Genomic DNA, 15,613 nt, shown 5'->3' on the forward strand with positions numbered 1-15,613 from the left:
TAGTAAACAAATTACAGTGGCTGCAGTGGTAAACAAAATTGTAGTTTAGTTTAAACTAATTGAAGCGCTATTTAGGAAATTGGATGAATTTTACCGATATTTTTATTAAACGTCCTGTACTTGCTACAGTGGTTAGTTTGTTGATTTTTTTATTCGGTTTAAATTCATTAACTACTATGCAAATTCGCCAGTTTCCTCGTATGGATAATACTGTTATTACGGTCACAACAAGTTATCCAGGTGCCGATGCTAATTTAATTGCTGGTTTTATTACTACACCTTTAGAAGCAGCTGTTGCAAGTGCAGAGGGCATTGATTATATGACCTCTTCAAGTGTTCAGGGGTTAAGTACTATTACTTTAACTATTAAATTGAATTTTAATCCTCAAGTTGCCTTTACCGATGTTATGAGTAAAGTGCAGCAGACTTTAAATCAATTACCGCCTCAAGCTCAGCAGCCTATCATTATTAAAAGCTCTGATACTTCAACACCATTAATGTATATTAGCTTAGATAGTACTGAGATGACCCCGCAGCAGATTACCGATTATGCGGTGCGAGTAGTACAACCTCAGTTACAAACCGTTGATGGCGTAGCTCAGGCCCAACTTTTAGGCGGGGCAACTTACTCTATGCGTATTTTTCTTAATCCTATTAAAATGGCAGCTTTAAATGTTACACCCGCTGACGTCACAAATGTTCTCACTCGCAATAATTTTTTAACAGCTGCCGGAAATACAAAAGGTGAATATGTTGCTATAAATGTCACCGCTAAAACGGATTTAAACAATGCGAAAGAATTTAGTAAACTAATTGTAAGAAGTAATAAAACAGCTATTATTCGCTTAAGCGATATCGGCGAAGTAGAATTAGGCTCACAAGATTATAATACCAATGTGACTTTCAATGGCAAACAAGCTGTATTTATTGCAATAACCCCTACTCCTACTGCTAATCCCTTAACTGTAATTAGCCAGGTACGAAAAATCTTTCCTTCAATTACTCATGAATTTCCACCCTCACTAACTGGTACTATCGTTTATGATGCTACCGATTTTATTCGAGCTTCTATTAAAGAGGTTATTTTAACTATTATTGAAGCTGCTTTGATTGTTATTGTAGTTATTTTTCTTTTTTTAGGATCAATTCGCTCTGTCATTATTCCTGTAGTCACCATTCCTCTATCATTAATTGGGGTATGTACTTTTATGTTGTTTCTTGGCTACTCGATTAATTTGCTTACTTTACTCGCCTTTGTTTTAGCTATCGGCTTAGTGGTCGATGATGCTATTGTAGTTGTGGAAAATGTACACCGCCATTTAGAAGAAGGAAAAACACCTTGGGAGGCAGCTCTAATTGGGGCACGAGAAATTGCTATACCTGTTATTGCAATGACAATTACTTTAGCAGCTGTTTATGCCCCTATTGGCTTTATGGGTGGCTTAACTGGGGCCCTTTTTAAAGAATTTGCCTTTACTTTGGCAAGTGCCGTCATTATTTCAGGTATTATTGCACTTACTTTAACACCAATGATGTGCTCTAAATTATTTTCTAGCGAAGCGAATGCCGGTTGGTTTGTACAATTTCTTGATAAAAAATTTAACTCTTTTAAAGTTTATTATCAGCGTAAGCTACATAGTCTACTAGAAACTCGAGCCATTATGCTTGTGCTTGCAGTAGTTATTTTATTAATGCTACCTTATTTATATAGTACCACCCCAAAAGAAACTGCACCTGAAGAAGATCAAGGTTTCTTTTTTGTTATTGCTACCCCACCCCAATATGCAACGGTTAATTACATTGCCGCCTTTACAAATTTATTTAATAAAATTTATGAAAGTTTTCCTGAAGCGGCACACTACTTCAATATTAATTCGAGTGATCCTGTCTCCGGAATGGTTTTAAAACCGTGGGATCAACGCACACGATCTCAATTTGCCATGAAAAAGCCACTACAAGATAAATTAGATCAAGTAGCCGGTTTGAAAACATTTGCTATTATTCCCCCTCCTCTACCTGGTGGTGGCAGTGGCGCTCCTATTCAATTTGTAATTAAAACTACTAATGATTTTCAAACTTTATTTGAACTTTCAAATCAGTTAATGGATAAAGCACAAAAAAGTGGTTATTTTATTTTCTTAGACAATAGCCTTAAATTTAACCAACCTGAAATTGAATTACAAATTAATCGCTCTAAAGCGGCTGATTTAGGTTTAGATATGCAAGATATTGGTAGTAGTTTAACTAGTGCCTTATCTGGAAACTATGTTAATTATTTCAACTTACAAGGCCGCAGTTATCAAGTTATCCCCCAGTTAGATAGACGCTATCGATTAACACCAGAACAATTAGAAAAAATTTATGTTCGCTCTAAAACTGGTGTTATGATTCCTCTATCAACCGTAGTTACTCCACTAGAAAAAATACGACCCAATGCAGTTACTCATTTTCAACAATTAAATTCAGCAACTATTCAAGGTGTTACTTTGCCTGGCGTAACCTTAGGCCAAGGCTTAGCATTTTTAGAAAAAGAAGCAGCTTCGATTTTACCACGAGGTTATACTTACGATTTTGGTGGCCAATCTAGGCAGTTTATGCAGGAAGGTAGTGCTTTAATTTTTGCTTTTTTCTTATCAATCATTGTTATCTTCCTTGTTTTAGCCGCTCAATATGAAAGCTTTCGTGATCCATTAATCATATTAATTAGTGTGCCAATGTCGATTTGTGGTGCTTTAATTCCACTTAACTTAGGTGCTGCTTCTATCAATATTTATACTCAAGTCGGGCTTATTACATTAATTGGCTTAATTAGTAAACATGGTATTTTAATTGTTGATTTTGCAAATCAATTACAACGAGAAAGAAAATTAGATAAGCGTACCGCCGTTGAAGAAGCTGCTGCTATTCGCCTGCGGCCAATTTTAATGACTACAGCTGCTATGGTTTTTGGGGTCATCCCGCTTCTAATGGCTAATGGTGCGGGCGCTGTAAGTCGATTTAATATTGGTCTTGTTATCTCAGCAGGTTTATTAGTTGGAACTTTATTTACTTTATTTGTTGTACCGACTATGTATACCTATCTTGCAGCTGATCATAGGCCTAGAGAAGCAGACTCAGCAGAACCTTTAGAAAACTCAATAAATGCCTCTTAAAGTTTATTTAAATATTAAATAATAAGAATATTAACAAGACTATAATTTAATTATTTAGCCTTAGTTAAGTTTTCTCTAAAAACTTTTTTTGCTTAAACCTTAAGGTTTTTTATCAGTTCTGTACATGTTAAAATCATCTACTTTATGCATTACTAATGATTACAGGCTATACCATGGATAAGACTTATTCTCCCCAAACTATCGAGAAATCACGTTACCAAAAATGGGAAAATCACCATTTCTTCCAACCACAAGGTGAAGGCTCAGCTTATTGTATTATGTTGCCGCCGCCTAACGTCACGGGTAGTTTACACATGGGTCATGGCTTTCAGCATACTTTAATGGATGTACTGATACGTTACCACCGCATGCAAGGGGATAAAACCTTATGGCAACCAGGCACAGACCATGCCGGTATTTCTACTCAGCTTGTAGTAGAACGTCAACTAGAAGGTAGGGGCGTATTTCGTAAAGATATGACGCGTGAAAAATTTCTTGAGTATGTTTGGCAATGGAAAGAAGAGTCTGGTAATCAAATTACCTCACAGATGCGACGCATTGGTTCCTCAGTAGATTGGGAGCGTGAACGGTTTACTATGGATGAAGGCCTTTCTCAAGCAGTGCAAAAAGTTTTTGTCCAACTTTATGATGAAGGTTTAATTTATAGAGGAACTCGCCTAGTTAATTGGGATCCTAAATTAGGTACAGCCGTATCAGATTTAGAAGTTATCTCTCAGGAAGAAGACGGATTTTTATGGCATATTCGTTATCCTCTTACAGACTCAAACGATTCTTTAATTGTTGCTACTACAAGACCTGAGACGATGTTAGGTGACGTAGCTATTGCTGTCCATCCAGATGATGAACGTTACCAACATTTAATTGGCAAACAGGTTAATCTTCCTCTTTGTGATCGCCAAATACCTATTATTGCTGATGATTACGTTGATAAAGAGTTTGGGACAGGTTGTGTTAAAATCACACCGGCTCATGATTTTAACGATCATGAAATTGGTAGACGCCACAATCTCCCTTCTATTAATATCCTTACTAAAAAAGGGGCAATTAATAAAAATGCACCTTTAAACTATCAAGGCATGGATAGGTTTATTGCACGTGAGCAAATCATTAAGGACTTAACGGTAGCTCAATTGCTTGTTAAAACTGAACCCCATAAATTAAAAGTTCCACGTGGGGAAAAATCTAATGTAATTATTGAACCCTTATTAACTGATCAGTGGTATGTGAAAATAAAACCGTTAGCTACGCCTGCCATTGAAGCAGTTAAAAAAGGTGAAATTCGCTTTATTCCTGAAAATTGGACTAAAACTTACTTTCAATGGATGGAAAATATAGAGGATTGGTGTATTAGTCGCCAACTTTGGTGGGGACACCGTATTCCTGCTTGGTATGATAGCCATGGCCATATTTATGTAGGCTATAGTGAAAAAGATGTACGCTTTAAATATAAATTAGATGACTCGTTGCATTTAAAACAAGATGAAGACGTACTAGATACTTGGTTTTCATCTGCACTTTGGCCCTTTTCTACCTTAGGCTGGCCGGCACGTACACCAGAATTTGAACAATTTTATCCTACCTCTGTCTTAATAACTGGCTTTGATATTATTTTCTTCTGGGTAGCTCGTATGATTATGATGGGCTTAAAATTCACCGGCAAAGTCCCTTTCAAGGAAGTTTTAATTACTGGTTTAATTCGTGATAGTGAAGGCCAAAAAATGTCTAAATCTAAAGGCAATGTTTTAGACCCTTTAGATATTATTGATGGCATTGATCTCGATAGCCTAATCACTAAACGTACTTCAAATATGATGTTGCCTTCTTTAAAAGACAAGATTGCCAAAGCAACACGTAAAGAATTTCCTGATGGTATTCCTGCTTTTGGTACTGATGCATTACGTTTTACTTTTTGTTCTCTTGCATCATTTGGCCGCAATGTCCGCTTTGATTTAAATCGTGTTGAGGGCTATCGTAATTTCTGTAATAAATTATGGAATGCTGCGCGCTATGTTCTACTTAATACAGAAGAACAAATTGATTTGGAAGATGGTGCGTTTCAATATAGTCCTGCTGATCAATGGATCTTATCCTGTTTACAACACACTATAGCTAGTTGTCATCATTATTTGACTACTTATCGTTTTGACTTATTAGCCCATACACTTTATGAATTTGTTTGGCATGAATATTGTGATTGGTATTTAGAGCTATCTAAGCCCATTCTTTATGACCCACAGGCATTAGGAGCTATGAAGAGAGGGACACGTCGCACCCTTGTTCATGTATTAGATCAAATATTGAAATTGCTCCACCCTATCATGCCGTTTATAACAGAAGAGATATGGCAGCGCCTAAGTAAACTTACTAGCCAAAATGGTGAAAGTATTATGCTTAGTCCTTATCCTAAGGCTGATCAACAGTTTATTAATAAAAATTTGGAAAATGAAATTTCTTGGGTTAAAGAAGTTATTCAATCAGTTCGCACTATTCGCAGTGAGATAAGTATTTCTCCTGCTAAATTAATTGTCTTACAAGTTAAAAATGCGTCAGCATTAGAAATAGAACGTTTTAAAAATTACCAAGTTATTCTGATGGCTTTAGGTAAGTTAGCTAATATTCATTTTTTAGAAAAAGATGAAGAAGCGCCAGTATCAGCTTCAGCTGTAGTAGGAGAACTTGAATTATTAATTCCTATGGCAGGCCTTATTAATAAAGAAGCTGAATTAAATCGCTTAAATAAGGAACTTGCAAAACTTGATAAAGATATAATGCTAGCTCAAGGCAAACTTAATAATCCTAAATTTACAGATAAAGCGCCGGCAGAAATCATTGCTAAGGAACAAGAAAAATTAGCGCAAGCAGAACTTATTAAAAATAAATTGTTAAACCATAAAGCTAATATTGAAAAGCTTGAATAAAATTCAAGCTTATAATTAATAGCCTTTGTACAGAAAGAAATGAAAGCCTATTAAAAACGCTTTTCACCAAGCCTACGTCCCATGCAAAGACGCTCTCAACTCAACCTACGTCCTGTGGCTTGTCCACAGGACCCAGTAATCTAACTAGCGTGCTGGATCCTGCGAACGAGTCGCAGGACGTAGGCGGTGGTTAAAAGTGTTTTTCATTTTTATGCTTGCAAAGACTCTCCACTCAATCTACGTCCGGTGGCGTGTCTACAGGATCTAGCGATTTGCCTAGCAAACTGGATCCTGCGAACAAGTCACAGGACGTAGGCGGTGGGGTGGTCAAAAAATGCTTTTCACTTTTATGCTTGCAAAGACTCCCCCACTCAACCTACGTCCGGTGGCGTGTCTACAGGATCTAGCGATTTGCCTAGCAAACTGGATCCTGCGAACAAGTCGCAGGACGTAGGCGGTGGGGTGGTCAAAAAATGCTTTTCACTTTTATGCTTGCAAAGACTCTCCACTCAATCTACGTCCTGTGGCTTGTCCACAGGACCCAGCAATCTAAATAGCGCGCTGGATCCAGCAATTTAACTAGCGAACTTGATCCTGCGAACAAGTCGCAGGACGTAGTAGACCGTAGTTAAGAAAATGTTTTTCACTTAAGATTCCCTTAAGTTTTTTATGTTAAAAGTAGGTCAGCTTAAAAATAATAAAAAGTAATGGAATTTTTAGATACTGCAGATAAAATTATTCCTGGCTATTCTCTATTATCTCTTGATGACCAACATGCTTTTCATGCCACTACTGTTGGGCAGAATTTTGTTAATCTTATAGCAAAAATTAACCATAAAGCTGCTACTTTTCAAAGTTCAATCACGCTTTTAAATATGCTTTTTTCATCACTGGAAATACAGAAAGAAAAGTTATTACAAGAGATTGAAAAACTCGTTTATGAATTTACAGAAACATTTAAAGAACATGAGACATATAAACTCGTAAAAGAAAAATGTGATTTTCTTTTGTTAGCAGAAGATTGTTATAAATTGCATTTTGTCCAAGAAGAAAACCGAAAACTTATTACCACTAAAGATTATTCTAAGGCTTATATTCAACAAAAAACCCTATTAGAAAAAGCACTCACTGCCGCTAGAAATGAATTTGCTACAACCCGAACTTGGCCAAATGAAGCTAGAATTACTAAATTAAATCAGCAATGCCTAAATGCCAAAACTAGTTGGCTTGAACATTTTCATAATGATGCTGAATTAACAGAGTTAAGAAATAATATAGCCCAAGAAGAAATTAGAGAAAATCTAAGTCGTTTAGCTCATTATTTTAACTTATTTAATTATCGGCTTAAGCCAACTAGTATTAAAATCGAGCTTGATAATTTAATTGCAGCAGTTAACCTCTCCAATAAAATGCCTGAAACAATTGCAAAATTAAAATACGAGCATTTAAGCAATATAATATATTACTGCATGGATAAAGTTAGCATGCTCGATATCCAATTTATTGATTTGCAACAGTTTAATAAAGAACAAGCGAACTTACTTACCACAGCTATTTTAGAAGCATTTGCTAATGACTTAGCACTTAATCTTCACGAATTATTAAACCATTATCATTTAAGCTTAAAACAGTATATTAATAAGCAATTATTACTAATTAATGGTAAGAATTTAGAGCGAGATACTTTGCCTCAACCACCAAATTTATTAAATTCGCTTTCCTATTTATTAAGTAATCCTCTTTTAAATCAGACAAATGAATTTCTGCGCCGTTTATCTGACGCTCATGCTTTTATTCAAGCAACAGGATTTGCCACTCAAAATGAAAGTTCATTTTTAGCAATTTTTGATTTCTATAATTATAATCGTTTTGCAGGGCAGGTTGCGGAAGCAAAATCAATATTGAGTAGTTTATTTAACCCGTTTCTTCCACTTTACTCAGAATATAAAGAGGTAGCTTTATACGAAAAAAGTTTTTTTTGGAAACTCTATCGCACTGTAATGCCTGTAATCATTGCAGTAAGTTTTATTGTACTTATTGCCGCTTTATTATCTCCTTTAGGGTTACCTGAATTAGCATTTGCTGCTGTCTTTCTACCGACGTTATTTATTGGGGTAGCTCTTGCAACAAAATACGTTCAGGTAAAAGATAAGCTCTATAATGCACTGCGTGAAATGTATTATGAGGGCTCTTATGAAATACCTGAGTTTCAAATTAATGAACGTATGCTAGCTGCCTTTGGTAAAGCTAGTACGGCTTACATAGTAAAAAATTACTATATCAAAACCATTCAAGCGTGTATTGAAATAGATAAGTTTTATCAAGCCAAAAAAGAAAAAGGACTTTTAACTTCTGAAGAGATACAAGCGCAAAAAGACAATACAACCAAATTAAACCTATTATATTTAGAATGGTATGATATTCACAGTAATAGAGAATTAAGCTATACGGTCGTTTCATCTATTATATTAACGCGATTAAAAGCTGAAAGTAATAAAGAATATAAAGCATTAAAAGCAGCCTTTGAGAAAGAGTCAACTATAATCAATCAAACTATTGATAAAGCCGTAGAAGATCTTGAAGTAACTTTAAGCGGCGAGGAATCCCTATCTAGACCAAAAAATACTAATGCTAAAGCAACAGTACCCACGCTGAAAATTCATTATACGCCTAAACTGTTTAAGCCTCGTTGCTTATTAAATAAAATAAAAACAGAAGAATATGCTAATTTAATTAATTTAATTCAGCCTAAATAAAAGTTAGGTTAGGGCTAAATTTGTTTAGCCCTAACCTATTAGAATTTTTCTAATTTACAAACTCGTTTTTCTATCCAAAGCGTTAACATAATAGTAGATAAAATACCCAGTAAAATGCCATATGTATGCCAACTTTCACCTACTATTTTTAAAGCGTCTGGCGTATGTAAAATAGAAAAAGGAATAGCTAGTAAAACGTCAACAATGGCTGAACCTGCGACTAATCCGCAAGCAATTAAAGTTCCTTTTTGTCTACGCTCAGTTTTTTGTTCGTTAGTAAAGGATGTTTTTTTCTCGAGACGGTTTCGCACATACATCGCTATCATGCCCCCTAAAAATAAGGGAAAAGAAGAAGAAATTGGCAAATACATGCCGATTGCTATTCCTAATATAGACAACCTCATATAACGAGTTAGCTTAAATAGTTTAATACTAATTAACAGTACAATGATGATGCCTGCACCAAATAACATCATAGTCCAAGGTAGCGTATTACGGAAAACAGCTTCCGTAATGGCAGCCATTAATGCAGCAGTAGGAGCTGGAAGAGATTGACTAATATCCATACCTTCATGCGGCATAACACCCGCAATGCCGTATACATTAAAAAGCAGCTGCATAACCGGTGGAATAACCAAAGATGAAACCACAACGCCAACTAAAAGCATTACTTGCTGCCGCCAAGGTGTAGCACCTACTAATTGGCCTACCTTAAGATCCTGCGTATTATCATTAGCAATAGCTGCAATACCTGTTACGACAGAACCAATAATAATAGTAATGGCTTCTGCCGCTTTAATTTGATTAGGAGTTAATGGCAATGGTAGAAATTGGTTAATAATAGTCAACAGCATCCAAGCAGCAAATAACATACCTGCAATAACCACAGAGCTCCCAGGACTTGCTGTCACACCGACCATCCCAGATAGATAGCCCGTAATAACCGAAAATAAAAAGCCAATAACCAGCACATAAATAACAGCCGCAAAAACCAAAGTTGGTGCAAAATCTCCATCTAACCCTGTTGCTTCAATGGGAAAAATATATTGAAAAAATAAAAATAATAATGTGGCTATAATCACAATACCGCTTACAATAAATGGAATTGGAATATCCCTATCTGTTCTTGGTACTTGCGCTGCCCAATTACGCTTAGTAGTAAAAGCACTAAAAGACTGCGTAATACTTTTAATTAGTGGCCTAACAAGAAGTAAAAACGTCCAAGTGCCTGCAAATAACATAGCACCTATACCCAAGTAGCGTAGCTCACTGTCCCAAAGCAAAGAGGCAGCTTGATTTAATGGATAATGAGCTAAAAAATCTGGATAAAATTGGCTAACAATAGGCAATGCAACCAGCCAAGAAATAACAGCCCCTATAAAAATACTGACTGCCATTTCATGACCTATTAAATAGCCGGCACCAATCATAGTGGCCGAAAAGCCTGCCCCAAAACCAAAAATAGAACGTTTAACTACGAACCAAAAATTAAAATTACTTGCAATAATCTTAAAACCCATTTGCAAAAGTTCAATTAATCCACCAACAGCGCCACCTAAAAAAATCTCTTTAACTCCTACTCGCTCATCTGAAGATTTTAAAACCTCTGCAATCACTTTGCCTTCAGGAAAACATAATGCTGGCTCGTGAACTAAAATACGACGCAATGGAATAGAAAATAAAACCCCAAGAATACCGCCAGATACAGCAATAAAAAAATTTGTTAAATAATCAAAGCTTTGCCAATAATGAATAATAATTAGAGCAGGGATTGTATAAACGATACCGCCTGCAACAGCTTCTCCAGCAGAAGCTGCAGTCTGGACCGCATTGTTTTCCAAAATAGTAGAATTTTTAAATAAGCGTAAAATTCCCATCGAAATAATTGCTGCTGGAATAGAGGCTGATGTCAAAATTCCTAACTTTAAAGCTAAATAAGAATTCGACATTGCCAGCAATACAGTCAGTATAATTGCTAATATAATACTACGTGCTGTTAACTCAGCTACTTTTTTTTCTTCATTTACTTTTGCTACAGACTTAGTCATGCATTGCCCCAAATTATCTTTTTAACTTCAGGACGCAATGCCGTCTCTAGTAAGGACTGTGGAATAATAATGGTTTGCGGACCATAAACATAAGCAGCCACTTGATAAGTATCAAAAATAATAGCTAATCCTTTTTTGTCAAAGGTCCAATCGCTATAATTTTCAATCTCCGCTTCTGTACCATCATTAATCCACTTTTTATCAAAATCTTTTTTCTTAAGTAATTCAGCGCGACAATAATTAGCAATTGTTGTTAAATAATTAACATTGGGTTTAAAAATATCTTTTAAATTAATTTGTTTACCATCAATGAAGTTAAACGTTCTTATAGTATTATTTGGATGCGCAGCCCCACTTGAATAAGTCGAAACATCAAATTCTAGGCTAACTACATGTTTGTTTTGAAAAGCTATTCTATAGTCAATATATAAGCTATTTTTACCTGGAAGCGTTTCTGTAAATGAATCACTATCTGACATATTTTGGGCATTCTTGGTGGTTGTTATAAAGGTTTGTATAACTTGATCAATTTGCCCTTGGTTAAAGCCTTGAGGATATTTAAGCTCAAGAATAAATGTTTTAGTTTCTTTCTTAACGGTTACCGTTTTAGGTTGCGCCCAAAGAGGATTCGTAACAATACTTAAACCCAAAATAAACATGCGCAATAGATACATATTTCTTTCTCCAATGTTTTAATCAATCCATTGTCCTGCAATCATCGTCGCATGCGGTAACGGATAACCGAAATGATAACATAATATTGCAGCATCTTTGAGCGGCCAGCGTATCAAATCAGCAGCTAATCCTGGCTGAATTTTACCTGTTTCCTCAGCAATACCTAATGCTTGTGCTGCATTGGTGGTAACACTTTGTAAAACTTCTTCTACTGTTAGATCAAAAAATTGGCAAGCCATATTCATCATAAGTAATAAAGACGTGGTTGGAGATGAGCCAGGATTGCAATCAGTTGCAATAGCTATCTTAACTTTTAATTGACGCAGTAAAGCAATAGGAGGTTTTTTTAGGGCACGTAAAAAATAAAAAGCGCCAGGAAGTAATACTGCGATAGTTCCCATAGTAGCCATGGTTTTAGCACCCGCTTCATCTAAATATTCTAAATGATCACAGGATAAAGCCCCCATTGCTGCAGCTAGTTTACTGGCACCTAAATTTGATAACTGTTCGGCATGACATTTAATAGGTAGCTTTAATTCTTTTGCTGTTAAAAACAGTTGTTCAGTTTGTTTATAAGAAAAAGCGATAGTTTCACAAAATACATCTACAGCGTCAGCTAAACCTAATTCAGCAATAGCAGGTAACATTTCTTGACAAAGGTAATCTACATATCCTTGGGAATTATTAATAAATTCAGGAGGAATTGCATGCGCACCTAAAAAGGTAGTTTTAATACGCATGCCACTTAAGGATTCAAGTCGGCGTGCAACAGTAAGCATTTTAATTTCACTAGCTAAGTCTAAACCGTAGCCTGACTTAATTTCAACCGTAGTAACGCCTTCAGCACGCATAGCTAATAAGCGAGAGAGTGACTGAACAATTAGTTCATCTTCAGTTGCAGCACGAACTTGTCTAACTGTAGATAAAATACCTCCGCCTGCACGAGCAATATCACTATAAGTAGCTCCTTCTAGGCGCTGTTTAAATTCATTCGCACGATTACCAGCATAAATTAAATGAGTATGGCAATCAATGAATCCTGGCGTAATGAGCTCATCATTACAATTTTCTTTAACAGTCGCTGTAATAGCAGGTAATTTAGTTTCATCACCGCACCAAATAATTTTTTTTTTGTAAATTGCAATGGCTTGCTGAGTAGTTATATTACCATCAACGTTAAGGATTCTAGCATTAGTAAGAAGTCTATCGCATGTCAACATATACTATTCCAAATTTGGCACCACATGAGGGCTTTTTAACCATGAAGAATGATGACGGTTATCATAAATATCCCATTCTTCGGCGTTATAATGCTCCGCTTTTACTTTAAGTAATAGCCAACTTAAAAAAAGCGCAACTGTTTGCGTTGTTAATAAGCGATTTTCCGATTTAAGCGTTTTAAAAAATTGTAGTTTTTCATCATGCATAAACTGACTTTGACGAATTAGAGTTTGCATATCAGTATCAATAATACCAGGTTTTACGCTTGCAAAAGCGACCGTTGGGCATTCTAATTGCCAGCAACGTGTAAGCATGGCTAGAGCTGCTTTAGAAACACAATAGGCTGCCCAACCTGCAATAGGAAAATAAGCAGCTCCAGAGCTAATAGTTAATACTCGCCCACCTTGAAGCTTATCTAGTAATAATTGAGTAAGAAATAAAGGTGTATTTAAATTTGTTGCGAGCGTTTGCTGCCAAGCTTGCTCTGTAATCTCACTAATCGGTGCAATAGGCTCAATAATACCGGCGTTATGAATTAAACCTTTAATAGTAGATTTATCTTTTAAGAAAGTTAAAATAGCTTGTTGCCCTGTTAGTGTGGAAACATCGGTACTAAGAAAAGAAATTAATGGAGAATAAGAGGCTGTTTCTTGTAATGCAAATTCGCGACGACCTACGATTAATACATCTTGTCCTTGTTCAGCCAATGAATGCGCTAATGCACGACCAATACCAGTGCCGCCACCAGTAATAATAAACACGGCTACTCCTTAACTCAGTATAAAGGTCCAAATAAAATAGCTTATTCTACCGGAATCAATTAACAATGCTAATAGTCATTTAAAATTAGCTATAGGATATTGGAGTAAATACTTTACCTTCCACATTCCGCTACTTATTTAAATCTGTATATTAGGTTTTGCCAAGACTGTTTAAACATATAAGGTTACTTTACAGGTCAGTATGTCATACAGTAAGAATTTTGGTTAATTTTAGTTAGAATGAGCAAATCTCAAAACAGGGCCGTTTTTTGACTGTATTAAAAGCTAATGGATTTACTATCATTAATCTAGACTATAAAGAATTATATACCGGACTCTATCAAATCAATAATACTATATATAAAAAAACCCTTTCTCTTATATATCATTAAAATCTTATATGCCTTTATAGGGCTAATAAAATCTTAAGATCAATCTACTATAATAGGATAAGTGACTATTATTTTTAGATTTTTATGTTAGAAAAATTTTTATTACCTTCAGAAGATGAATATATCGTTTCCTATATTAGCTTAGAACACACTATGCACGCATTGCTTGCAATAAGCAAAAAAGTTGGAAATCAGTATGTTTTAGTAAATAGTATTGGTTTAATGCAGGTTAATCAAAATATAAGTAATCGTGATTATGCTGCACGTGAGGTTCGAGCTATCCATGAACTAATTAATCCAGGGCGCGATGCTGCTTCTGCATATGCGAAACATTATAAAGTTACGAATGCACAAGCCAAAGGTTTACTAAATTTTATTAAGAAGCAACGAGGAGACATCTATTCTTTTAGTGAGTTTTCGCGTAATTGTCATAATTTCGTTATTGCAACATTATCTTTTCTTGGAATACATGATGAGGATTTAATCAATTGTATTCTACCACCACGAGATAGTAGTACGCGTACTATATTAGAGCGAAAGCAAGTACCAGGACAGTTGTTACAAGATGAAAATTTCTCTACTTATGCTTTCTATGGTAAAGATAAAAAAACCGCTAACAAGAGCTCATCTAGTAATGAATTAAATACATGGGTATGGCCTGAAAATATAACCATTATTGATAAAATAAAATATAAACTTAATACCTCTTATTTTAAACTTATTGAGAAAACTCCTGATATAGAAGATAACGATTCAGATGAGAAAATTAGACTAAAAAAAGCAATTTATTTACTGCGTGATTATCAAAACGGGAGCTCGCTCGCTCATCCAGGGCGGACCTATCGCGAAGTCGTTCAAAATTTTCTTGACTCATTTGATTCGGAACAAAAGAATGTAAATGATTTAGTGACTGGCCTGCGACAAGAAATTGTTAACTATCATATAAAAAATGGCCAAGCTGGTTATCCTCGAGGAAGCCTAAACCAAAGATTATTATTTATTGATTTTGTATTAAATACAGAGCGCCGTCCTGACTTTAAACCCTTTGAATTTATTAAGCCATCAATTAATCAAGATGCGGAATCATTATTATATGAGATAGTACATCGGGATATAGATCCCTTTTATTCAGATACAATTGATGCACAACGTAGAGAAAAATTTAGTGAATGTGTCACAAAAAGTGGTAGCATTTTTGAGTACAGTAAAAAATTATACCAGCAAGGTAAACTACCAATAGCTGACTTTCTGGAAGTGTTAAGCACTAACAAAGAAGACAATATTCCTTTATATACTTCGGTAGAGCTAGAAAAGCTAGTTATTAACTTAATCAATAATAAAAGATGGAATAAAGAAAGCGGCGTATTTTGGAAATCCTTACCAGAAGGTATAGGACAAATGCGTGAATTGAGTCATTTTGGCCTTAATAAATTAATAGAAATCGCAGAGGAACGAGAAAAAAGTATTAAGTTTTCGTTTCTTGAAAATACCGGTATAAGATCAAACATAACGAGTGAATTTTATACGTTACTTACTTCTCTAAAAAATTCTACCCAAGTGCAAGCTACTCTTGCAATCACAGCTTTCTGTGAGAAATGGAATTTACCAAATTCTCCACCAGAGCAAAAAGTAGAAATATTGCAATTAGATCTTTAAACGTTTACATGGC

General features: G+C 35.3%; 8 protein-coding genes. 4 read left to right on the forward strand and 4 right to left on the reverse strand.

The window, feature by feature from the left end; all coding sequences use genetic code 11:
* The first annotated feature begins 83 nt into the window (after positions 1–83).
* The 3 genes from ACNVED_RS10965 (at position 84) to ACNVED_RS10975 (ending at position 8,847) form a co-directional block, all read left to right on the forward strand.
* Positions 84–3,152, forward strand: a complete 3,069-nt coding sequence (locus ACNVED_RS10965) for an efflux RND transporter permease subunit (protein WP_419419061.1) — start codon at positions 84–86, stop codon at positions 3,150–3,152.
* A gap of 173 nt (positions 3,153–3,325) precedes the next feature.
* A complete protein-coding gene (locus ACNVED_RS10970) occupies positions 3,326–6,091 on the forward strand; it encodes a valine--tRNA ligase (protein ID WP_419419062.1) in 2,766 nt (921 codons plus the stop codon).
* Positions 6,092–6,798: 707 nt separating this feature from the next.
* A complete protein-coding gene (locus ACNVED_RS10975; protein WP_419419063.1) occupies positions 6,799–8,847 on the forward strand; it encodes a hypothetical protein in 2,049 nt (682 codons plus the stop codon).
* 38 nt (positions 8,848–8,885) lie between these two features.
* Here ACNVED_RS10975 and ACNVED_RS10980 read toward each other — a convergent pair whose 3' ends face one another.
* The 4 genes from ACNVED_RS10980 to ACNVED_RS10995 are packed head-to-tail and all read right to left on the reverse strand — an operon-like array spanning position 8,886 to position 13,552.
* Positions 8,886–10,895 carry an OPT family oligopeptide transporter gene (locus ACNVED_RS10980; RefSeq protein WP_419419064.1) on the reverse strand — a complete coding sequence of 670 codons (2,010 nt, stop codon included), beginning with the start codon at positions 10,893–10,895 and terminating at the stop codon, positions 8,886–8,888.
* A complete protein-coding gene (locus tag ACNVED_RS10985) occupies positions 10,892–11,569 on the reverse strand; it encodes a DUF3298 domain-containing protein (protein ID WP_419419065.1) in 678 nt (225 codons plus the stop codon). Before ACNVED_RS10985 ends, ACNVED_RS10980 begins: the two co-directional genes overlap by 4 nt.
* 18 nt (positions 11,570–11,587) lie before the next feature.
* Positions 11,588–12,790, reverse strand: a complete 1,203-nt coding sequence (gene hutI, locus ACNVED_RS10990) for an imidazolonepropionase (protein ID WP_419419066.1) — start codon at positions 12,788–12,790, stop codon at positions 11,588–11,590.
* 3 nt (positions 12,791–12,793) lie between these two features.
* Complete coding sequence (locus ACNVED_RS10995; protein WP_419419067.1) at positions 12,794–13,552, reverse strand: SDR family NAD(P)-dependent oxidoreductase; 759 nt, start codon at positions 13,550–13,552, stop codon at positions 12,794–12,796.
* Between the two features lie 476 nt (positions 13,553–14,028).
* Here ACNVED_RS10995 and ACNVED_RS11000 point away from each other — a divergent pair, with 476 nt between their 5' ends.
* The gene (locus ACNVED_RS11000; RefSeq protein ID WP_419419068.1) at positions 14,029–15,600 is read left to right on the forward strand and encodes a hypothetical protein; all 1,572 of its coding nucleotides are present in this window, start codon (positions 14,029–14,031) and stop codon (positions 15,598–15,600) included.
* Positions 15,601–15,613 lie beyond the last annotated feature (13 nt).

Source organism: Legionella sp. D16C41 (genome assembly GCF_048541585.1).
GTDB lineage: Bacteria > Pseudomonadota > Gammaproteobacteria > Legionellales > Legionellaceae > Legionella_C.